The 20324-nt window shown below is 73.1% G+C and carries 23 protein-coding genes and 1 riboswitch; of the genes, 17 read left to right on the plus strand and 6 right to left on the minus strand.

Going from position 1 to position 20324, the window contains the following annotated elements; translation table 11 throughout:
* Positions 1 to 8: 8 nt before the first annotated feature.
* From GA0074696_RS17760 to GA0074696_RS17815, 12 genes are all read left to right on the plus strand, one after another.
* A complete protein-coding gene (locus GA0074696_RS17760; RefSeq protein ID WP_088962134.1) occupies positions 9 to 647 on the plus strand; it encodes a CDP-alcohol phosphatidyltransferase family protein in 639 nt (212 codons plus the stop codon).
* The gene (locus tag GA0074696_RS17765; protein ID WP_088962135.1) at positions 644 to 1591 is read left to right on the plus strand and encodes a DUF881 domain-containing protein; all 948 of its coding nucleotides are present in this window, start codon (positions 644 to 646) and stop codon (positions 1589 to 1591) included. Before GA0074696_RS17760 ends, GA0074696_RS17765 begins: the two co-directional genes overlap by 4 nt.
* Positions 1588 to 1920: a small basic family protein gene (locus GA0074696_RS17770; RefSeq protein ID WP_067311500.1), complete on the plus strand. Its 333-nt coding sequence runs from the start codon at positions 1588 to 1590 to the stop codon at positions 1918 to 1920. The genes GA0074696_RS17765 and GA0074696_RS17770 overlap by 4 nt, the downstream gene beginning before the upstream one ends.
* A 10-nt stretch (positions 1921 to 1930) precedes the next feature.
* Positions 1931 to 2932 carry a DUF881 domain-containing protein gene (locus GA0074696_RS17775; protein WP_088962136.1) on the plus strand — a complete coding sequence of 334 codons (1002 nt, stop codon included), beginning with the start codon at positions 1931 to 1933 and terminating at the stop codon, positions 2930 to 2932.
* A gap of 56 nt (positions 2933 to 2988) precedes the next feature.
* Complete coding sequence (gene gcvH / locus GA0074696_RS17780; RefSeq protein ID WP_088962137.1) at positions 2989 to 3369, plus strand: glycine cleavage system protein GcvH; 381 nt, start codon at positions 2989 to 2991, stop codon at positions 3367 to 3369.
* Positions 3370 to 3584: 215 nt separating this feature from the next.
* Positions 3585 to 4037 carry an oxoglutarate dehydrogenase inhibitor Odhl gene (gene odhI, locus GA0074696_RS17785; protein ID WP_088962138.1) on the plus strand — a complete coding sequence of 151 codons (453 nt, stop codon included), beginning with the start codon at positions 3585 to 3587 and terminating at the stop codon, positions 4035 to 4037.
* Positions 4038 to 4087: 50 nt separating this feature from the next.
* Complete coding sequence (ftsR, locus tag GA0074696_RS17790) at positions 4088 to 4786, plus strand: transcriptional regulator FtsR (RefSeq protein ID WP_172894317.1); 699 nt, start codon at positions 4088 to 4090, stop codon at positions 4784 to 4786.
* Positions 4787 to 4969: 183 nt separating this feature from the next.
* Positions 4970 to 5434 (plus strand): bifunctional nuclease family protein, encoded by a 465-nt coding sequence (locus GA0074696_RS17795; protein ID WP_088962140.1) that lies wholly within the window; start codon positions 4970 to 4972, stop codon positions 5432 to 5434.
* A 200-nt stretch (positions 5435 to 5634) separates the two neighbouring features.
* Complete coding sequence (locus tag GA0074696_RS17800; RefSeq protein WP_172894319.1) at positions 5635 to 6228, plus strand: MerR family transcriptional regulator; 594 nt, start codon at positions 5635 to 5637, stop codon at positions 6226 to 6228.
* 450 nt (positions 6229 to 6678) lie between these two features.
* The gene (locus tag GA0074696_RS17805) at positions 6679 to 7860 is read left to right on the plus strand and encodes a nitric oxide synthase oxygenase (protein ID WP_088962141.1); all 1182 of its coding nucleotides are present in this window, start codon (positions 6679 to 6681) and stop codon (positions 7858 to 7860) included.
* 5 nt (positions 7861 to 7865) lie between these two features.
* On the plus strand, positions 7866 to 9095 hold the full coding sequence (locus GA0074696_RS17810; RefSeq protein WP_088962142.1) for a globin domain-containing protein: 1230 nt from the start codon (positions 7866 to 7868) through the stop codon (positions 9093 to 9095).
* Positions 9092 to 9754 carry a DivIVA domain-containing protein gene (locus tag GA0074696_RS17815; RefSeq protein ID WP_088962143.1) on the plus strand — a complete coding sequence of 221 codons (663 nt, stop codon included), beginning with the start codon at positions 9092 to 9094 and terminating at the stop codon, positions 9752 to 9754. Before GA0074696_RS17810 ends, GA0074696_RS17815 begins: the two co-directional genes overlap by 4 nt.
* 27 nt (positions 9755 to 9781) lie before the next feature.
* Here the strand turns inward: GA0074696_RS17815 and GA0074696_RS17820 are convergent, their stop codons facing one another.
* Positions 9782 to 10741, minus strand: coding sequence for a helix-turn-helix transcriptional regulator (locus GA0074696_RS17820; RefSeq protein ID WP_088962144.1), 960 nt, complete (start codon positions 10739 to 10741; stop codon positions 9782 to 9784).
* A gap of 61 nt (positions 10742 to 10802) precedes the next feature.
* Between GA0074696_RS17820 and GA0074696_RS17825 the strand changes: the two genes are divergently transcribed.
* Together GA0074696_RS17825 and GA0074696_RS17830 are read left to right on the plus strand one after the other, a co-directional pair.
* The gene (locus GA0074696_RS17825) at positions 10803 to 11387 is read left to right on the plus strand and encodes a DinB family protein (protein WP_088962145.1); all 585 of its coding nucleotides are present in this window, start codon (positions 10803 to 10805) and stop codon (positions 11385 to 11387) included.
* A gap of 1 nt (position 11388) precedes the next feature.
* A complete protein-coding gene (locus tag GA0074696_RS17830) occupies positions 11389 to 11826 on the plus strand; it encodes a VOC family protein (protein WP_088962146.1) in 438 nt (145 codons plus the stop codon).
* 42 nt (positions 11827 to 11868) lie between these two features.
* On the opposite strand, the gene GA0074696_RS17835 is transcribed toward GA0074696_RS17830, so the two are convergent.
* Positions 11869 to 12540 carry an NAD(P)H-binding protein gene (locus tag GA0074696_RS17835; protein WP_088962147.1) on the minus strand — a complete coding sequence of 224 codons (672 nt, stop codon included), beginning with the start codon at positions 12538 to 12540 and terminating at the stop codon, positions 11869 to 11871.
* Positions 12541 to 12620: 80 nt separating this feature from the next.
* Between GA0074696_RS17835 and GA0074696_RS17840 the strand changes: the two genes are divergently transcribed.
* Together GA0074696_RS17840 and gcvP are read left to right on the plus strand one after the other, a co-directional pair.
* The gene (locus GA0074696_RS17840; RefSeq protein ID WP_088962148.1) at positions 12621 to 13511 is read left to right on the plus strand and encodes an NAD-dependent protein deacetylase; all 891 of its coding nucleotides are present in this window, start codon (positions 12621 to 12623) and stop codon (positions 13509 to 13511) included.
* A 96-nt stretch (positions 13512 to 13607) separates the two neighbouring features.
* A riboswitch (glycine riboswitch) is annotated at positions 13608 to 13706 on the plus strand.
* Positions 13707 to 13781: 75 nt separating this feature from the next.
* Positions 13782 to 16604: an aminomethyl-transferring glycine dehydrogenase gene (gene gcvP / locus GA0074696_RS17845; RefSeq protein ID WP_088962149.1), complete on the plus strand. Its 2823-nt coding sequence runs from the start codon at positions 13782 to 13784 to the stop codon at positions 16602 to 16604.
* Positions 16605 to 16727: 123 nt separating this feature from the next.
* Here the strand turns inward: gcvP and GA0074696_RS17850 are convergent, their stop codons facing one another.
* Positions 16728 to 16928: a DUF5999 family protein gene (locus tag GA0074696_RS17850; RefSeq protein ID WP_088962150.1), complete on the minus strand. Its 201-nt coding sequence runs from the start codon at positions 16926 to 16928 to the stop codon at positions 16728 to 16730.
* A gap of 123 nt (positions 16929 to 17051) precedes the next feature.
* Here GA0074696_RS17850 and GA0074696_RS17855 point away from each other — a divergent pair, with 123 nt between their 5' ends.
* Positions 17052 to 18251, plus strand: coding sequence for a chorismate-binding protein (locus GA0074696_RS17855; protein ID WP_088962151.1), 1200 nt, complete (start codon positions 17052 to 17054; stop codon positions 18249 to 18251).
* Between the two features lie 131 nt (positions 18252 to 18382).
* Here GA0074696_RS17855 and GA0074696_RS30840 read toward each other — a convergent pair whose 3' ends face one another.
* The 3 genes from GA0074696_RS30840 to GA0074696_RS17865 are packed head-to-tail and all read right to left on the minus strand — an operon-like array spanning position 18383 to position 20321.
* Complete coding sequence (locus GA0074696_RS30840; RefSeq protein WP_157746000.1) at positions 18383 to 18556, minus strand: hypothetical protein; 174 nt, start codon at positions 18554 to 18556, stop codon at positions 18383 to 18385.
* Complete coding sequence (locus tag GA0074696_RS17860) at positions 18553 to 19365, minus strand: ABC transporter permease (protein ID WP_231925055.1); 813 nt, start codon at positions 19363 to 19365, stop codon at positions 18553 to 18555. The genes GA0074696_RS30840 and GA0074696_RS17860 overlap by 4 nt, the downstream gene beginning before the upstream one ends.
* Positions 19362 to 20321: an ATP-binding cassette domain-containing protein gene (locus GA0074696_RS17865; protein ID WP_088964651.1), complete on the minus strand. Its 960-nt coding sequence runs from the start codon at positions 20319 to 20321 to the stop codon at positions 19362 to 19364. Before GA0074696_RS17865 ends, GA0074696_RS17860 begins: the two co-directional genes overlap by 4 nt.
* Positions 20322 to 20324: the final 3 nt, after the last annotated feature.

Below are 20324 nucleotides of genomic sequence, written 5' to 3' on the forward strand. Positions count from 1 at the left end.
GAGGTTCGGTGTCGCGTCGGCCGGCTCGGGCAGAGCACCCGCAGAGCACGGACGGCACCGCGGTCGGCGACCGGGTGTTGACCCTGCCGAACCTGATCAGCTTCGTCCGGCTGCTCGGCGTCCCGCTCTTCCTCTACCTGTTCCTGGTGGTGAAGGCGGACGTGGCGGCGATTGTGGTGCTGGCCGTCGGCGGCACCACCGACTGGGTCGACGGGTGGATCGCCCGGCGCCTCGGCCAGGTCAGCCGCCTCGGCGAGCTGCTCGACCCGTTCGCCGACCGGCTCTACATCCTCGCGACGCTGCTCGCCTTCACCGCCCGCGAGGTGGTGCCGTGGCAGTTCACGGCCGCGCTGCTGGCCCGGGAGCTGCTGCTGCTCGGTTCGCTGGCGGTGCTGCGCCGGCACGGGTACGGCCCGCCGCCGGTGCACTACGTGGGTAAGACGGCCACCTTCCTGCTGCTGGCCGCCTTCCCGATCCTGCTGCTGGGCACCGCGTCGGAGTCGGTGGCCACCGCCGCCGGGGCGATCGGCTGGGGCCTGGCCTGGTGGGGCCTGGTGCTCTACTGGGTGGCCGGCGCCATGTACGTGGTGCAGGCGGCCCGGCTGGTCCGGTCCGTGCGGACCCGCTCCGGGGGAGCGGCGGCATGAGCGCGCCGCCGGACTCCGGTGGGCGTACCACCCGGGCGTTCACCCCCGACTTCCTGACCGAGCTGTTCCGCAATCCGTTGGATCCGGGCTACGCCGACGCGGCCGCCCGGCGCCGGGAGTCGCCACCGCCGGCGGGGTGGCGGGGCGCCTCCACGCGCGCGGTGAGCGTCGTGGTGATCGCGGTGGTCGGTTTCCTGTTCGCGGTGGCCTACCGGGAGACGATGGCGGACGAGCCGAGCCGTAGTCAGGCCCGGGCCGGGCTGATCGCGCAGATCAAGCAGCGGGAGAGCGAGACCGACGAGATGACCGCCCGCGCGGACCGGCTGCGCGAGGAGGTGGGTCGGCAGCGCGACGCCGCGCTGAGCGGTTCGCAGGCGGCCCGGTTGCGCAACCTGGAGGCGGGGACCGGTCTGGGTCGGGTACGGGGCGACGGGGTGGTGGTCCGGCTGGCCGACGCGGAGCCGAAGGACGACGACGCGGTCTCCGGCGCCTCGGACGCCGGTCCGCCCCGCGTTATCTACACGGACCTGCAGAAGGTGGCCAACGACCTGTGGGCGTCCGGGGCGGAGGCGGTGGCGATCAACGGTCAGCGGTTGACGGCGACGTCGACGATCCGCTCGGCGGGTGCGGCGATCCTGGTGGATTTCCGCCCGGTGACGAGCCCGTACGAGGTGACGGCGATCGGGCCGGGGTCGATGCGCGACAAGTTCGAGGAGAGCCGGGCGGCGTATCTGATGCGCCGGGTGGCGAAGGAGACCGGCCTGTCGTTCCAGGTCCGGGACGCGGAGGACCTCACCCTGCCGGCCGCGCCGGAGCCGCGGCTACGCTACGCCCAGCCTTCGGTCAGTCCGAGCCCGTCGCCGTCGGGTTCGGGCGACCGTTCGTCGAGTCCCGGGCCGTCCGGTTCGGGTACGTCCCCCCGCCCCTCCGGAGGTGTCCGATGATCGCGGTGCTGGCGCTGCTCGCCGGTGTGGTTCTCGGGATCTACCTGGACCCGACCGTGCCCGCCGCGTTGCAGCCGTATCTGCCGATCGCGGTGGTGGCGGCGCTGGACGCGGTGTTCGGTGGGGTGCGGGCGAAGCTGGACCGGATCTTCGACGACAAGCAGTTCGTGGTGTCGTTCATTTCGAACGTGCTGGTGGCGGGTCTGATCGTGTACCTGGGTGACCAGCTGGGGGTGGGTGGTCAGCTCTCCACCGGTGTGGTGGTCGTGCTCGGGGTGCGGATCTTCGGCAACGTGGCGGCGATCCGTCGTCACCTGTTCCGGGCGTAGGTTTGTGGCGATGAGCGACGAGCAGCGGGACACCGGCACGGGATGGCCTCAGCCGGCGGAGCCGCGCCGGCCGTCGGGGCCGGCGGGTGAGCCGGATCCCCGGCCGGACGCCCCGGATCCGGACGAGTTGAGTCCGCTGGTGCCGCCGGCGCAGGAGCCGGCGCGGCCGGAGCCGCCGGCGTCGCCGCCGGCGGAGGAGGCCGAGACACAGCGGATCGAGGCCGCACCGGCGCCCGCCGAGGTGGACCCGGAACCGGCCGCGGCCGACCCGGAGCGCGTCGACGCGGAGCGGGTGGCCCCGGTGCCGGCGGGTCGCCGGTGGACCTCCGCGGGCGTGATGATCGCGGTGTTGCTGGCGTTGCTCGGGTTCACCCTGGTGGTCCAGTTCAAGACGACGTCGACGGATCCGACGCTGGCGGCGACCCGGCAGGAGGACCTGGTCCGGATCTTCTCGGATCTGGATTCCCGGGAGAAGCGGCTGCAGCAGGACATCGAGGCGCTGGAGGAGAGCCGGCGGCAGTTGCGTTCGGGTGAGCAGGGTCGGCAGGCGGCGTTGGACGAGGCGCGGCGGCGGGCGGACGAGCTGGGGATCCTGGCGGGGACGTTGCCGGCGCGGGGTCCGGGGCTGAGTGTGGAGTTCCGGCCGGGTGCGGGCAAGCCGATCCGGGCGGACCGGATCCTGGACGCGGTGCAGGAGTTGCGGGGCGCGGGCGCGGAGGCGATGCAGATCTCCGGCGCCGGCGGGTCGCCGGTGCGGATCATCGCCTCGACGTACTTCCTGGACGGGTCGGGCGGCTCGTTGGTGGTGGACGGGCGGTCGTTGTCGGGTCCGTTCACGATCACGGTGATCGGTGATCCGAAGACGATGGAGACGGCGTTGAAGATTCCGGGCGGGGTGGCCGCATCGGTCGCGGGTGACGGCGGTACCGTGAACGTTGATGAGCGTGGGGTTGCCGAGGTTTCGGCACTGCACGCGCCGATGAAGCTGGAACACGCCCGTCCGGTCTCCTGACCGGCGCGGCCGCGTCGGATCACCTCCGGCGCACCGATGGATGAAGGACGCGTCTGGTGATTCCTGAGGATCTGCGTTACACCGCCGAGCACGAGTGGGTGGTCGGCGCCGACGGCGGCACGCTCCGCGTCGGCATCACCCACTTCGCGCAGGACGCGTTGGGTGACATCGTGTTCGTCCAGTTGCCCGACGAGGGTGCGGTGGTGGCGGCCGGTGAGCCGCTGGGTGAGATCGAGTCGACCAAGAGCGTGTCGGAGATCTACGCCCCGGTGAGCGGGACGGTGGCGGCGCGGAACGAGGCGCTGGGCGACACCCCCGAGGTGATCAACACGGACCCGTACGGTGCGGGTTGGCTGTTGGAGATCACGCCGGATGATCCGTCGGCGTTGGACGGCTTGCTGACCGCCGGTGCGTACCGCGAGCTGACCGAGAGCTGAGTGTGCCCTGTCCGGGCGCGGGGAGTTTCCGCGCGTCCGGTTGCCCTGCATTTCGGCGCTGGCTAGGCTCGCCCAGTCGACCGAGAACCCCAATAGTTGAGCGTTGTGTAATTGCCTTCCCGGGCACGGGGAGCCAGCCGCCGGGTGTGCGACTGCCCGGCGGCCAGACCCGCCATTACCCCGACGCTGACCGAACAGATCCGTGAGGTGGTCCCATGACGCGCCCAGGCGACGAGTTCCCCCCGCTCGACGTCACTTCGACGCTCAATCTCGGTTCGTTGGACGAAGTGCTGGAGGGTCCGGACACCGATGTGGTGCCGAGCCGGATGTCCGGCTCGTTGCCGCCGGGAATGGCGCTGCTGGTGGTTCGTCGTGGCCCGAACGCGGGTGCCCGGTTCCTGCTGGACCATGACGTGACCACGAGTGGCCGGCACCCCGACAGTGACATCTTCCTCGACGACGTGACGGTGTCGCGGCGGCACGCGGAGTTCCACCGTGACGGTGGCACGTTCACGGTGCGGGACGTGGGCAGCCTCAACGGCACGTACGTGAACCGGGAGCGGGTCGAGGCGGCCACGTTGAGCAATGGTGACGAGGTGCAGATCGGTAAGTTCCGGGTGGTGTTCATCGCCGGTCCGCGCCCGGAGGAGGAGGCCGGCCGGGGGTGAACGATCCTGCGGCTTCCTCGCCGCCCGGTGCGGCCCGTGCGCATCCGCTGATGAGCATCGGCGAGGTGCTGGGGCAGTTGCGGGTGGAGTTCCCGGACGTCACCATCTCGAAGTTGCGGTTCCTCGAGGCCGAGGGTCTGGTGGAGCCGCAGCGGACGGCGGCGGGTTACCGGAAGTACAGCTGGGACGACGTGGCCCGGCTGCGGTTCGTGTTGACCGCGCAGCGGGATCAGTATCTGCCGTTGCGGGTGATCCGTGACCAGTTGGCCGAGTGGGACACCGGTGGTGACGGCCCGGGTCGGCAGCGGCCGACGTTGGTGGCGGTGGGTCCGGGTGGTGAGGTGCCGGGCCGTGCGGTGGAGGAGCCCGAGTCGTCGCAGGTGCGGCTCGGGCGGGCGGATCTGGTGGCGCACAGCGGGGTCGACGAGTCGACGTTGGCGGAGTTGGAGCGCCTCGGTGTGCTGGTGTCGGATCCGCCGGGCTGGTACGACGCGGATGCGTTGATCATCGCGCGGGCGGTGGCGGGTCTGGCGGCGTACGGGTTGGAGCCGCGGCATCTGCGGGCGTACCGGTCGGCGGCGGATCGTGAGGTCGGTCTGTTCGCTCAGTTGGTGGCGCCGTTGGCGCGGCAGAGTGATCCGGCGGCGCGGGCGCGGGCGGCGGAGACGGCGCGGGAGTTGATGGCGTTGTCGCAGCAGTTGCACGCCGCGTTGGTGCGGGTGGGGTTGCGCTCGACGTTGGGTCGGTGAGCTGGTCGTCGAGGCGTCGTGCGGAAAGATCTGCCCCGGGAAGCGTGTCGTAGGCTTGCCGGGGTAACCCTTTTCTGGCGCGGGGCGTGGTGCTGGTGCGCATGGGACGACCGTGTCGCGGTCCGTGTACCGTGCAGGGAAGGGCGCGGTGCGGGCGTAGGTGACAACGACACGGAGGCGGCGGTGCGCGAGCTGAGCGTGGTCGGAGTTCGGGTGGAGCTGCCCAGCAACCAGCCGATCGTCCTGCTCAGGGAGGTCGAGGGGGACCGCTACCTGCCGATCTGGATCGGTGCGGTGGAGGCGACGGCGATCGCTTACGAGCAGCAGGGGGTCAAGCCGGCCCGGCCGTTGACGCATGATCTGTTGCGGGATGTGCTGGCGGCGTTGAAGGCGCCGTTGCGGGCGGTGGAGATCACCGAGTTGAAGGAGAACGTCTTCTACGCCGATCTGCTGATCGGGGACGGCGTGCGGGTGTCGGCCCGGCCGAGCGATTCGATCGCGTTGGCGTTGCGGGTGGGTGCTCCGATTCGTTGTGCCGAGCAGGTCCTCAGCGAGGCGGGGATCGTGATTCCCGACGAGCAGGAGGACGAGGTGGAGAAGTTCCGCGAGTTCCTGGAGCAGGTGCGTCCGGAGGATTTCGCCGGCTGAGGGTCGAGGCTCGGCCATCTTCTGTCGGGGCGTCACTGTGGGTGACGCCCCGGGTGTGTGTGGTGGTGCGTCGTGTCGCTGCGCGGCGTGTCGCGACCGTTCCTCCGCGGTAACCCCTGCGCCCGGCGATAGGGTTGCCGTGTCGAGGGGTGCACGTCCCGGAAACGACGTGTCACCGCACTGACGGGGAGGTTGTCGGGATGCACGAGCCGCGGGATCCTGAGCCAGGTGTGGAGCGGGGCGAGCCGGGTGTGGTGTCGTCGCCGGTGGGCACGGACGGTGACGGTTCGGTTGGTTACCGGGGTGTGACGGCCTGCCACGCGGTGGGGATCAGCTACCGGCAGTTGGACTACTGGGCGCGGACGGCGCTGGTGGTGCCGAGTGTGCGCGACGCGTCGGGGTCGGGGACGCAGCGGTTGTACTCGTTCCGCGACCTGGTGGTGTTGAAGGTCGTGAAGCGGTTGCTGGACGCCGGCGTGTCCCTGCAGAACATCCGCAAGGCGATCGAGGCGTTGCGGTCGCGCGGCGTGGAGGACCTGGCGGGGATCACCCTGATCTCGGACGGCACGACCGTGTACGAGTGCCGGTCGCCGGAGGAGGTGGTCGACCTGTTGCAGGGCGGCCAGGGCGTGTTCGGCATCGCGATCGGTGGCGCGTTCAAGGAGATTCAGGGGTCGTTGTCGCACCTGCCGGCGGAGCCGGCGACGTCTGGTGGCGGGGAGCCCGCCGAGCCGGCGTCGGATGTGGTGGGCGACGAGTTGGCGGCGCGTCGGGCGCGTCGTCGCGCGGGCTGAGTCTGTCCTCGTCAGGTGGCGTCGCGGCCGGTGCCGGCGCGCGGCGGATCGCCGCTGCGCGCCTGCGGCACGGCGCATCGATCCTCATCGTCCGGTGTCGGTGTGTCGCTTTCGTTGGCCGGTAAGGCCGGGCCGCGGCGACTGTCCGATGTGCACACTCGCGCCCTGAAGTCGTGTTGTTGACAGTTGTGGTGTTCCCAGGAATCCTGTCCAGGGCAATCACCAAGAGCACCGGGCCGTCACTGTGAGTGATGGCCGGTGGGTGGTGCCGAGCTGATGTGTGGGGGGCGGCGCGAGAGTCGCGTCGTGGCCTGCCAGAGGACGGGGAAACGAGCCGAAGTGCACACTGACCACCATGTCGGCGTCCGCTCCGTACGGGCCGGCAGTGCTGTCGCCGACCATGCCGCACCCTCCTGTCCGGTCACCGGGACGCCGGCGCAGCGGGCGCCGGTGGGCGCCGGTGCCGCCGTGGAGCGCGCGGAGGACGTCGCCGCGGAGGCGGCGGAGTTCCTGGAGCTGTACCACGGTGAGCGGCGGCTGCCGGGGCTGGCGGCGCGGTTGGCGGAGGTCCGCGAGGAGATCACGTTGACCGGGTCGTACCGGCACACCCGCGACGAGCTGGTGTACGGGGCGAAGGTGGCGTGGCGGCAGTCGGTGCGCTGTGTGGGGCGGATCCGGTGGGCGGGGTTGAAGGTCCGCGACCGGCGGCACGTGACGTCGGTGGCGGGGATCGCGCAGGAGTTGGCGGCGCACCTGGCGGCGGGGGACAACGGCGGCCGGATCCAGTCGGTGGTGACGGTGTTCGCGCCGGACCTGCCGGGGGTGGGGCCGCGGGCGCGGATCTGGAACGACCAGTTGATCCGCTACTGCGGGCACCGTCGGGACGACGGTTCGGTGTTGGGCGACCCGGCGCAGGTGGGGATGACGGAGGCGGCGCGGCGGTTGGGTTGGCAGCCACCGCCGGCGCCGGGCCGCTTCGACCTGCTGCCGTGGGTGATCGAGACGGCGCAGGAACAGCCGACGCTGGTGGGCGTGCCCCGGGAGCTGGTGCGGGAGGTCGCGCTGTCGCATCCGGAGCATCCGTGGTTCGCGGATCTGATGCTGCGGTGGCACGCCCTGCCGGTGATCAGCAACATGCGGCTGCGCATCGGCGGGGTGGACTACAGCTGCGCCCCGTTCAACGGCCACTACCTGGGTGACGAGATCGGCACCCGCAACATGGGCGACGGGGAACGCTACGACCAGCTGCGGGTGGTGGCGGCCGGGTTGGGGTTGGACACCAGCCGGGAGGACACCCTGTGGCGGGAGCACGCGGTGTTGGTGATCAACCAGGCGGTGCTGCACTCGTTCAGGCTGGCGGGGGTGCGGGTGTCGGACCCGCACACCGAGTCGGAGCTGTTCATGAAGTTCTGCGCGCAGGAGGAGCGGGCGGGGCGGCCGGTGCACGGTGACTGGTCGTGGCTCAACGGCAGTGTCGGGTGGGCGGCGTTGCACGCGGTGCATCACCGCTACTACGACACGGCGGTGCCGAACCCGAACATCTGGCCGACGGACCGGGTGTACGACCCCAGTGGCGTGGTGAAGACGACGCTGCGGGAGCGTCACGACACGGCCCGCGCGCAGGAGGACTGACCGACATGGACAACGTGGCGCTGCGCCAGAGTTGGACGCAGTTCTCGGCCGCCGGTGTGGAGGCGGCGAAGTACTTCTACGCGACGCTGTTCGTGGTGGCGCCGGAGGCGCGGCCGATGTTCCCCACCAACATGCAGTACCAGGAGGACAAGCTCCTCAAGGCGCTGGGCCACATCATCACCAACCTGGACGACCCGACGGCGTTGACCGCGTTCGCGCAGCGCCTGGGCGCGGATCACCGGCGGTTCCACGGCCAGGACCAGCGGGGCAACCCGGTGGTGCTGGGGGAGCGGCACTACATCTGGGTGGGTCAGGCGCTGCTGGCGACGTTGGAGCGGTTCCTCGGGCCGCACTGGACGCCGGCGTTGCAGGCGGAGTGGGCGGCGGCGTACGAGCTGGTGGCGAAGTTGATGCTCGCCGGGGCGGCGGAGGCGGAGCGGACGTCCCCGCCGTACTGGGAGGCGGAGGTGCTGGGCGCGGAGCGGCGCCGCTCCGACATTGCGGTGTTCACGGTCCGTCCGAACTATTTGTGCACCTACCTGCCGGGGCAGTCGCTGCCGGTGCAGGTGCCGCAGTTGCGGACCTGGCGGTACCTGTCGCCGGCGAACGCGCCGCGGGCGGACGGGACGATCGAGTTCCACGTACGGGCCGCCGGTCGGTTCTCCACCCACCTGGTGCGCAAGCTGCGCACGGGGGACCGGCTGCTGCTGGGGCATCCCACGGGTACGGCGTTGTCGTCGTACGACCGCTCGCCGCACCTGCCGTTGCTGCTGATCGCGGGGGGCACCGGTCTGGCGCCGCTGCGCGCGGTGGCGGAGGCGTTGCAGCAGGGCAAGGGCCGGCGCACGACGCTGGTGGTGGGGGGTCGCACCCCGGACGACCTGTACGACGACAAGGCGTTGGCGCAGTTGGCGTCGATGCCCCCGGCGGCGGCGTGGCAGAACGGCGGCTCGACCTGGTTGCGGTACGTGCCGACGGTGGAGATCGGGTGGGGGTGGCAGGGGGCGATCGGCAAGGCCGCCGACACGGCGGTGCGGTTGGGGCCGTGGACCGACACGGAGGTGCTGGTCTGTGGGAGCCCGGAGATGACCCGGGACACGATCACGATTCTGGCCCGCTCGGGTGTCCAGCCCGAGCAGATCCTGACCGAGAGTTACGATCACTCCCTCTACCCGCCCCTCGCCGAGGCCGATGACGCCGCCCCGCGCGACTTCAGCTGGACAGGTGCCCGATGAGCATCGACCACTCCGACCGCCTCGCCCTGCCCGGCATGCCTGACCAGGGAGAGCTGGCCCGCCAGTTGTCCATGTTGGAGGCGCGGCGGTTCCGGGGCAGTCACTGGTTGTCGGCCGACGAGGTCGCCGTGGTGATCCGTACGGCGGACGACCGGATCGCGTTGCTGGTCAACGAGTTGGAGCGGCAGCGGCGGGAGAACCACGGGCTGCTCAGCCAGGTGGAGATGCTGCGGCACGGCACCTTGCCGAGCACCGCCCCGCAGGGGCCGGATCCGATGGCGGTGGAGCTGGCGATGCGGGCGCAGGACGAGGCGAACCGCACGATCGGTGAGGCCAGCGCCGAGGGGGCGGAGATCATCGCCGACGCGCGCCGGCAGGCCGACGAGATCCTCGCCGAGGCGCACCGGCGCGCCGGTGACCTGAGCACGTCGGGGCCGGTCGGGCCGGTCGGGCCGGCGGGTGTGCTGTCGCCGGAGGTGCAGCGCCGGTTGCACGAGTTGGAGGAGCGGCACGCGGCGGCGCTGGCGGCGGTGGCGGCGGCGCAGCAGCAGTTGGACCGGTGGCAGGCGCACCTGTCGGCGCAGTCGGAGCAGCTGCGGGCCGACGCGGCGGCGGCCGGCGGGGCGAGCGCCCAGTTGCGCGCCGTTCTCGGCGGCTAGCTGTCGCGCAGGACTGACCGGAGTCGGTCAGCCGGTCCCGGCCATCGCCGCGAGGCGGCGAGCGAGCCGGGCGGCGGCCTCGCGCAGCTCCGGTGGCTCCAGCACCTCCGCCTCGAAGCCCAGCCGGGCCACCTGCGCGGCGAGCCAGTCGAGGTTGTCCCCGCCGACGACGAGCACGCACCACCCGTCGCGGTCGTCCTCGACGCGACCCACCTGGGGTGGCACCAGCTCCCGCACCCGGTCGGGTCGGGCGTGCACCCGTACCCGGGCGAGATACCGGTACGGCGCCTCGGTCACGGACCGCTGCACGTAGGCGACCGGGTCCGGATGCCCCCTCGCCCGGAAGCGCCAGGTCGTCGCCGCCAGCTCGTGCATCCGATCGAGCCGGAAGGTGCGCCAGTCGTCGCGGTCGACGTCACGGGCCATCAGGTACCAGCGGCGGCCGGTGGTGACCATCCGCACCGGCTCGACCGTGCGCTCGCGTTCCCCGCCGTCGCGCCCGGCGTAGCGGAACCGCACCCGCACGGCGTCGCGACAGGCCCGCGCGAGCGTCACCAGCAGCTCCGCGTCGATCTGCACGCCGGGGCCGACGAGGGTCTCGGTGGCGCCGTGCACCGCCCGCACCTCGGCGCGCAGCCGGGCCGGCATCACCTGGTCGAGCTTCGCGAGCGCCCGCAGTGCCGCCTCACCCGCCCCGGCGACCGTGCCGCCCGACGCCATCCGCAGGGAGACCGCCGTCGCGATCGCCTCCTCGTCGTCGAGGAGCAGCGGCGGCAGCCGGGTGCCCGCGCCGAGCTGGTAGCCGCCGCCGACGCCCGCCGTGGCGTGTACGGGGTAGCCGAGGGCGCGCAGTCGCTCCACGTCGCGGCGCACCGAGCGGTCGGTGACCTTCAGCTCGGTGGCGAGTTCGGCGGCGGTCCAGGACGGCCGCCGCTGCAGCAGCGCCAGCAACCGCAGCACCCGCTCGGTCGTCGCCTCGACGCTCACCCGCCCATCGTCGCACGAATCGCGGAACGATCCTGTCCGCTATCTGCGGGAGGCTGGGCCCATGACCGACCAGAACTGGAACTCCCTGCTCCGGGACCAGCTCGCCGGGCACTGGACCAGCCGGCTGCGCGAGCGCCTCGACGGGCTCACCGACGACGAGTACTTCTGGGAGCCGGCAGCCGGCGGCTGGAGCGTGCGCCCGCCCGGCACCGGCGCCGCACCGGTGCGGGCCGGGTCCGGCGCGATGAGGATCGACTTCGCGATGCCGGAGCCCGACCCGCCGCCGTTCACGACGATCGCCTGGCGGCTCGGGCACGTCATCGTCGGCGTGCTCGCGGTGCGCAACGCCGCGCACTTCGGTCGCGCGCCCACCGACTACCAGTCGTTCGAGTACGCCCCGACCGCGGCCGCGGCGCTGGCCCAGCTCGACACGGAGTACGCCACGTGGCTGGCCGGGGTGGAGTCCCTCGGCGACACCGGCCTGGCCCGCCCGTGCGGGGAGGCGGAGGGACCGTACGCCGAGTATCCGCTGGCAGCATTGGTGCTGCACATCAACCGCGAGCTGATCCACCACCTGGCCGAGGTGTGCCTGCTCCGCGACCTCTACCTGCACACTGATCGGCAGACCCGACGGGAGGCGAGCTGAGATGGCCCGCGACGTTCAGATCACTTTCGACTGCGCCGACCCGGCCGGGTTGGCGGCCTTCTGGGCCGAGGCCCTCGGCTACCGGTTGCAGGACCCGCCCGGGGGTTTCCAGTCGTGGGAGCAGGCGCTGGAGGCGATGGGCGTGCCGCCCGAGCGGCGCAACGACGCCTCGGCGGTCATCGACCCGGAGGGGTCCGGGCCGCGGCTGTTCTTCCAGCGGGTGCCGGAGGGCAAGCAGGCCAAGAACCGCGTGCACCTCGATGTGCGGGCCGCCCCCGGGCTCGAGGGCGACGCGCGGATGGCGGCTCTGGAGGCGGAGGCCGAGCGGCTCGCCGGCCACGGCGCCACCCGGCTCAGCCGCCACGAGCCGGCGCCCCCGCTCGGCGCCGGTCACCTGGTGATGGCAGATCCCGAGGGCAACGAGTTCTGCCTCGACTGATCAGCCGCGCGGCCGGCCCGGGTCGAGATTCCCCGATGCCGGTCACGCAGGGTGGTGCGGCGCCCCGGCTGCGGCGACGGCCTCGCCGATCGGGGTTTCCCCGTCGACGAGTTCGAGGATCCGGCCGGCGCTGCTCGGGTGGTAGAGCAGCGCGACGAGGACCCGGGCCACGTCGGTGCGGGTGACCGCGCCGCGCGGGACGCGCCGGTCGAGGTGGATGCGGCCGGTGGGCGCGTCGTCGGTGAGCCGGCCGGGTCGCAGCACCGTCCAGTCCAGGTCGCGGCGGGTCAGGTCGTCCTCGGCGGCCTTCTTCGCGCGCAGGTACGCCGCCCACACCTCGTCGGTGCCGGGTGCCGGCGTCTCCTCCACGCCCATGGAGGAGACGAGCAGGTAGCGACGTACGCCGGCGGCCTGGGCGGCGTCGGCGAGCAGGACGGCGGCGGCCCGGTCGACGGTGTCCTTGCGGGCGGCGCCGCTGCCGGGGCCGGCGCCGGCGGCGAAGACCACGGCGTCGGCGCCGGTGAGGTGCCCGGCGATCTCGTCGACGCCGGCGTGTTCCAGGTCCGCCAGGACGGGGTGAGCGCCGACGGCCCGCAGCGCGGCGGCGTGGTCGGGGTTGCGGATCAGCCCGACGGCGCGGTCGCCCCGGCCGGCCAGTTCCCGTTCCAGCAGCAGAGCGATCTTGCCGTGGCCTCCGGCGATGACGACGTGCATACCTGCCAACCTAGCCGCCGGCGACGAGGGTCACCGGCTTACGCTCGCCGCCCGGGGTGGCGTTGAGGCAGCATGGACGGGTGACGGAGACGATCGACGCGCTGGCCGGCCTGGTCGCCGGTGGTGGTGTCGTGGTGCTGAGCGGGGCGGGGCTGTCCACCGAGTCCGGCATCCCCGACTACCGGGGGCCCAGCGGCGCGGCCCGCCGGCACAGCCCGATGACCTATCAGACGTTTACCCGGGACCCGCTGGCGCGGCGGCGGTACTGGGCGCGCAGCCACCTGGGGTGGCGGATGATCGCCCGGGCGGCGCCGAACGACGGGCACCGGGCGGTGGCCCGGTTGCAGGACGCCGGGCTGGTCGACGGGGTGATCACCCAGAACGTCGACGGGCTGCACACGGCGGCGGGCAGCCCGCAGGTGGTGGAGCTGCACGGCCGCCTCGACGAGGTGGTGTGCCTGGACTGCGGCAACCGCACCTCGCGGGAGGAGTTGGACCGCCGGCTGCGGGAGGCGAACCCGGGGTTCGACGCGGCGGTCGGGACGGTCAACCCCGACGGTGACGTGGAGCTCGCCGACGAGCAGGTGGCCGGGTTCCGCACGGTCGACTGCACGTTCTGCGGCACCGGGATGCTGAAACCGGACGTGGTGTTCTTCGGGGAGACGGTCCCGGCGCCGCGGGTGTCGCACTGCTTCGCGATGGTGGGCGCGGCGCGGCTGCTGCTGGTGCTCGGCTCGTCGTTGACGGTGATGTCGGGGCGGCGGTTCGTGCTGCGGGCGGCGAAGCTGGGCATCCCGGTGGTGATCGCCAACCAGGGCCCGACCCGCGGCGACGGGTACGCGGCGCTGACCGTCGACGCGCCGCTGGGGCGGCTGCTGCCCGCGCTGGCCGACCGGGTCTGCGGCGCCGTGTCGGCGCGGGTGCCGGCGGCCGGCGCGCTGCCGGCGGTGCCGGCCCCCGCCACGCTCTGACCCGCGGCCGGCCGACCGCGCGGGACGGTCGGTGACGCGGCGGAGGGTACGACATCTGCCGGAAACACCGGCGCTGGTAGCGTTGACCATGCCGGTACCACCCACGCGGGAGAGACCGCCCAAACAGCGCTTGGGCGGCGCCGAAGGGGCATATCCTCCCCGGAACCTCTCAGGCAAAAGGACCGCGGGGGCAGGCACTGTGGAGCGCCCTCGGGTGCGACTCAGGGGGAGGCCGACCTGTCGACCTCGCCCCCGCAGGAGCGCCGCGCAATGACCGTAGAGAAGTTCGCCGACCGGCACATCGGCCCCGATCCGGGTGACGAGCGCCGGATGTTGGAGGCCGTCGGCTACGGCTCGATCGACGAGCTGATGGACGCGGCGATCCCCGAGGTGATCCGCTGGCACGGCACCCTGGACCTGCCCGACCCGGCCAGCGAGCGGGAGGCGATCGCCGAGCTGCGCGCCCTGGCCGCCCGCAACACCGTCGCGGTGTCGATGATCGGCCTGGGCTACCACGGCACCCACACCCCCGCCGTGATCCGCCGCAACGTGCTGGAGGACCCGGCCTGGTACACGGCGTACACGCCGTACCAGCCGGAGATCAGCCAGGGCCGGCTGGAGGCGCTGCTGAACTTCCAGACCATGGTCACCGACCTGACCGGGCTGGCCACCGCGAACGCCTCGATGCTCGACGAGGGCACCGCCGCGGCCGAGGCGATGACCCTCGCCCGCCGCGCGTCGAAGAGCAAGAGCCCGGTGTACGTCGTCGACGCCGACACCCTGCCGCAGACCATCGCGGTGATCACCAGCCGCGCCGAGCCGCTGGGCATCGAGGTGCGCGTGCTCGACGTCGAGCGCGACGAGCTGCCGGGGGAGTTCTTCGGCCTGCACCTGCAGTACCCGGGCGCGTCCGGCGCGGTCCGGGACCACGCCGACCTGGTGGCGGCGGCGCACGCGGTGGGGGCGCTGGTCACCGTCGCGGCGGACCTGCTGGCGTTGACGCTGCTGCGCCCGCCGGGGGAGATCGGCGTGGACATCGCCGCGGGCACCACCCAGCGGTTCGGGGTGCCGATGGGCTTCGGCGGGCCGCACGCCGGCTACCTGGCCGTCCGCTCGGGTCTGGAGCGGATGCTGCCGGGCCGGCTGGTCGGCGTGTCCCGCGACGCGGACGGCAACCCGGCGTACCGGCTGGCGTTGCAGACCCGCGAGCAGCACATCCGGCGGGAGAAGGCGACCAGCAACATCTGCACCGCGCAGGTGCTGCTGGCGGTGATGGCCGGCATGTACGCCGTGTACCACGGCCCGGACGGGCTGCGGGAGATCGCCCGGCGTACCCATGACATGGCGGCGCGGCTCGCGGCCGGGCTGCGTGCCGGCGGGGTGCCGGTCGAAGACGTCGCGTTCTTCGACACCGTCACCGCGACCGTGCCGGGCCGGGCGGCCGAGGTGGTCGCGGCGGCCGCCGAGCGGCGGGTCAACCTGCGGCTGGTCGACGCCGACCGGGTGGGGATCTCCTGCGACGAGACCACCACCGCCGAGCATCTGGCCGCGGTGTGGGCGGCGTTCGGCGTGGCCGGGGTCGGCGGTGACGTCGACGCGGCGCTGCCGTCGGGCCTGGCCCGCACCGGTGACTTCCTCACCCACCCGGTGTTCCGCACCCACCACTCCGAGACGGCGATGTTGCGCTACCTGCGGCGGCTGTCGGACTTCGACTACGCCCTGGACCGGGGCATGATCCCGCTGGGCTCGTGCACGATGAAGCTGAACGCCACCACCGAGATGGAGGCGATCACCTGGCCGGAGTTCGCGCACGTGCACCCGTTCGCGCCGGACGCGCAGACCGCCGGCTACCGGGAAATGATCGGCCAGCTGGAGTCGTGGCTGGCGGAGGTGACCGGCTACGACGCGGTCAGCGTGCAGCCCAACGCCGGCTCGCAGGGTGAGCTGGCGGGGCTGCTGGCCATCCGGTCCTACCACGCCTCGCGGGGCGAGGGGCACCGGGACGTGTGCCTGATCCCGTCGTCGGCGCACGGCACCAACGCGGCGAGCGCGGTGATGGCCGGGATGCGGGTGGTCGTGGTGGCCTGCGACGCGGACGGCAACGTCGACCTGGTCGACCTCGACGCGAAGATCGACAAGCACCGGGACGCCCTGGCGGCGATCATGGTGACGTACCCGTCGACGCACGGCGTGTACGAGACGGGCATCGCGTCGCTGTGCGCGAAGGTGCACGACGCCGGCGGCCAGGTGTACGTCGACGGGGCGAACCTCAACGCCCTGGTCGGGTTCGCCAAGCCCGGCAAGTTCGGGGCGGACGTCTCGCACCTGAACCTGCACAAGACGTTCTGCATCCCGCACGGCGGCGGTGGCCCCGGCGTGGGTCCGGTGGCGGTGCGGGCGCACCTGGCGCCGTTCCTGCCGGGCGACCCGCTGGGCGCGCACGTCGACAGCCGGCCGGCGATCTCGGCCGCGAAGTACGGCTCGGCGGGGATCCTGCCGATCCCGTGGGCGTACCTGCGGATGATGGGCGCCGAGGGGCTGACCCGGGCGACCGGGGTGGCGGTGCTGGCGGCGAACTACGTGGCGGCGCGGCTGCGCAACCACTTCCCGGTGCTGTACGCCGGCAACAAGGGCCTGGTGGCGCACGAGTGCATCCTGGACCTGCGGCCGCTGACGAAGTCGACCGGGGTGAGTGTGGACGACGTGGCCAAGCGGCTGATCGACTACGGCTTCCACGCCCCGACGATGTCGTTCCCGGTGGCGGGGACGCTGATGGTGGAGCCGACCGAGAGCGAGGACCTGGCCGAGCTGGACCGGTTCTGCGACGCGATGATCGCCATCCGCGCGGAGATCGACAACGTGGGCGCCGGGGAGTGGCCGGCGGGGGACAACCCGCTCGCCAACGCCCCGCACACCGCGGCGATGGTCGCCGGGGACTCGTGGCCGCACCCGTACCCGCGGTCGGTGGGGGCGTACCCGGCCGGGGTGGACCGGGCGGGCAAGTACTGGCCGCCGGTGCGGCGGATCGACGGGGCGTACGGCGACCGGAACCTGGTCTGCTCGTGCCCGTCGCCGGAGGCCTTCGAGGAGTGACCCGTACGCTGCGCCGGGGCGGACGTCGTGCCGCCCCGGCCGGTGGGTCCTGGGGAGGGCGGTCCCGGGCCGGGGGACTAGCCTGGTGCCGTTGACCTGCTCCTGTGACGGAGCGTGGTCGAATCAGGCGACGAGAGCGTGGCGGGCGGGCCCGCGGTGCGGGGCGATGGTGCTGCCGTCGGGGAGCAGTTCGCCGGTGTCCTCGAAGACGATGACACCGTTGCAGAGCAGGCTCCAGCCCTGCTCACGGAAGCAGGCGATGACGCGGGCGGCTTCGCGGTCGGTCGCCTCAGCGGAGGGGCAGGTGGGTTGGTGCTGGCACATCGGGTTCTCCGGACTGTGGGGGCACTGTGTCATGGTTCACATGACCAGTGACGCACAGTACCAAGGTGGAGCGCGCGGAATCGAGCAGGCATCCGTCATGTTCGCCGGAAATCCACTGAACGGATGAGGAAGAATGGGCCGACCGGTGTGGAAACGCTCCCACTACCGCTGATCGACGTACCCGGCGCGCCGCCGTCGTGCCGCGGCCTGCTCGTGGAGCGCGCCCGGTACGAGTGGCGCCCCGCCGACGGCGGCGACCCGGCCACGCTGGCCGAGCAGTTCCTCGCCGCGCACGGGCTCGACCTGACCGACCTGGCCCGGCCCGCCACCCACCAGCCGACCGGCGTCTGCGGCGCCGCCCTGTACGTCTCCGCCGCCGCCGGCGCCCGCATGATCGGCGCTGCACCCGGCGCGGCCACCCCGGCGCCGGCCCTGCCGGAGCTCGCCGTGGTCGTTTACGGTCACCACCCGTCCCCGGCCACACCGCCACGCGCGGCACGGCCCGGTCCCGGCTGGTGGCTGGGCGACTGGCGGGAGAGCTGGACCCCCCGGCAGCACGCCGGCGCCGTCACCGCGGTCCGCGCCGCCATCGCCCGCGGCGACGTGTACCAGGTCAACGTCGTCGGGCACGCCGCCGCCCGCTACCTCGGCGACCCGCGACCGGCGCTGTCCCGGCTCGGCGCACTGCCCGGCGCCCGCTACGGCGGCACCCTGCACGGCGACGGCTGGGCGATCGGCTGCGCCTCCCCGGAGACCCTGGTCGAGGTGACCGACGGCCGGGTGATCACCCGACCGATCAAGGGCACCCGCCCGGCCACCGCCGCCGGGCGCCGCGACCTGCTCGCCTCGGCCAAGGAACGCGCCGAGCACGTGATGATCGTCGACCTGGAACGCAACGACCTGGCCCGGGTGGCGCGCACCGGCTCGGTACGGGTGGACGAGCTGTTCGCGGTGCGCCGCTGGTGCGACCTGTGGCAGGCCGAGTCGACCGTGTCCGCGGCGGTGGCCGACGGGCTGGGCCTGGCCGACCTGCTGCGCGCGACCTGCCCCGGCGGGTCGGTCACCGGCGCCCCGAAGCTCGCCGCCCTGGCCCGGATCGCCGCCCTGGAACCCGTCGGGCGCGGCGCCAGCATGGGGGCGCTCGGCTGGGTCGGCCCGGGCCGCCTCGACCTGGGCCTGACCATCCGCACCGTGGCCGCCGACGCCGACCGGCTGCACGTCTGGGCCGGCGGGGGCATCACCTGGGACAGCGACCCGGACGCCGAGGTCGCCGAGGCGGCGGCCAAGGCCGCCCCGGTACGCGCCCTGCTCGCCACCGGCTGACCTCACTCGGCTCGCGCGCACAGACAGGGCTGCTGTCGCCGTCCGAGGAGGCATTCCGCACGCTGTAGAGCTGATGACGTAAGCGACTCACGCCGATGTCCCGACCAGCTGATCCGTTGGCGTCATCAGCTCTACAGCGTCCCGCACGGCCCCTCGACCTCGCGGGCGGCGGCGAGCGCGATCCGTCGCGGCAGCGGGTCCACGACCACGCCGGGGTCCGCGGCAGGAACGGCAGGCTGACCGCCACCGGGCCGTCCGGCGTACCCAGGGTCGGGGCGGTCGGTCCCGGTCACGACGGCGCTCATCTGCTCAGGTTCCGGTAGCGGTGCACGGCCAGCGGTGCGCAGACGGCGATCAGCAGCAGCGGCCAGGCGGCCGCCAGGGCGACGGCGTGCTGCGCGGCGAAGGACTCGCCGCCCCAGCCGGGGTTGCCGAACAGCTCCCGGCAGGCCGCCGCGGTGGCCGACAGCGGGTTCCACCGGGCGACGGCGGCCAGCCAGCCGGGCATGGTGTCCGGGGCGACGAAGACGTTGGAGGCGAAGCCCAGCGGCCAGACCAGGATCTGCAGTACCGCCACCGACTCCGGTGCGCGCAGCAGCAGCGCCAGGTGGATGCCGAGGACGATCATCGCGGCGCGCAGCAGCAGCAGGAGTCCGACGGCGGCGACGGCCCGGCCGGCGCCGAGGTGCCACTGCCAGCCGACCAGCGCGCCACAGCCGAGCATGACGGCCAGCGCGACGACGGCGTGCAGCAGGTCGGCGACGGCCCGCCCGGTGACCACCGCCGAGCGGGCCATCGGCAGTGAGCGGAACCGGTCGGTGACGCCGCGGGCGGCATCGGTGGCCACCGCCGTGTAGGTGCTCTCCACCCCGAAGAGCATGGTCATGGCGAACATGCCGGGCAGCAGGAACTCCTTGTAGTCCCCGCCGCCGGGCACCGCCATCGCCCCGCCGAGCAGGTAGCCGAACATCAGCACCAGCAGCACGGGGAAGAGCAGGGCGACGATCACCGGGGCGGGTTGCCGCGTCCAGTGGGCCAGGGCCCGCCCGGTCAGGGTGGCCGCGTCGGTGACCGCCCAGCGGGCCCGCCGCAGCGCCAGGGTCGGCGTGCTCACGCGCTCACCTCGTCCCGATCGGCGGTGAGGTGCAGGAACACCTCGTCGAGGGTGGGTCGGCGCACGGCCACGTCGGCGGCCTCCAGCCGTGCGTCGGCCAGGGCGCGCAGCACGGCCGCGAGGGTGCCCACCCGGTCGGTGGTGGTGACGCTGACCCGCAGCTCGTCCGGGGCGACGCGCGGTGCGGTGGCGGCGGCCGCGCCGATGACCTCGGCGGCGCGGGCCAGCTCGCCGGAATGGTGCAGCACCACGTCGACCCGGTCGCCACCGAGGTCGGACTTGAGTTCGTCGGGGCTGCCGGCGGCGATGATGCGGCCGTGGTCGACGACCCTGATCGTGTCGGCCAACTGGTCGGCCTCCTCCAGGTACTGGGTGGTGAGCAGGACGGTGGTGCCGGCGGCGACGAGCCCGCGGACGGCGTCGCGGACGTCGCCGCGGGCGCGCGGGTCGAGGCCGGTGGTGGGTTCGTCGAGGAACAGCACGGGCGGGTCGAGGATCAGCGCGGCGGCCAGGTCCAGCCGGCGGCGCATCCCCCCGGAGTACGCCCCGACCGGCTTGTGACCGGCGTCGGCGAGGCCGAAGCGGGCCAGCAGCTCGTCGGCGCGGGCGCGGGCCCGGGCGGGGGAGAGGTGGTGCAGCCGGCCGAAGAGCACCAGGTTCTGCCGGCCGCCGAGCACCTCGTCGACGGCGGTCTGCTGGCCGACCAGCCCGATGTGGGCGCGGACCCGGTCGGCGTGCCGGCGCACGTCGTGGCCGGCCACCCGGGCGGTGCCGGCGTCGGGGCGCAGCAGGGTGGTCAGGATCCGCACCAGGGTGGTCTTGCCGGCGCCGTTGGGCCCGAGGACCGCGCAGACCGTGCCGCCGGCCACGTCTAGGTCGACCCCGGCGAGGGCCTCGGTGTCGCCGTAGCGTTTGCGGAGTCCTTCGACCTCGATGGCCGGTTCGTCGCGTCGCATGGG

The sequence above is a fragment of the Micromonospora purpureochromogenes genome (assembly GCF_900091515.1).
In the GTDB taxonomy this organism is placed as follows: domain Bacteria; phylum Actinomycetota; class Actinomycetes; order Mycobacteriales; family Micromonosporaceae; genus Micromonospora; species Micromonospora purpureochromogenes.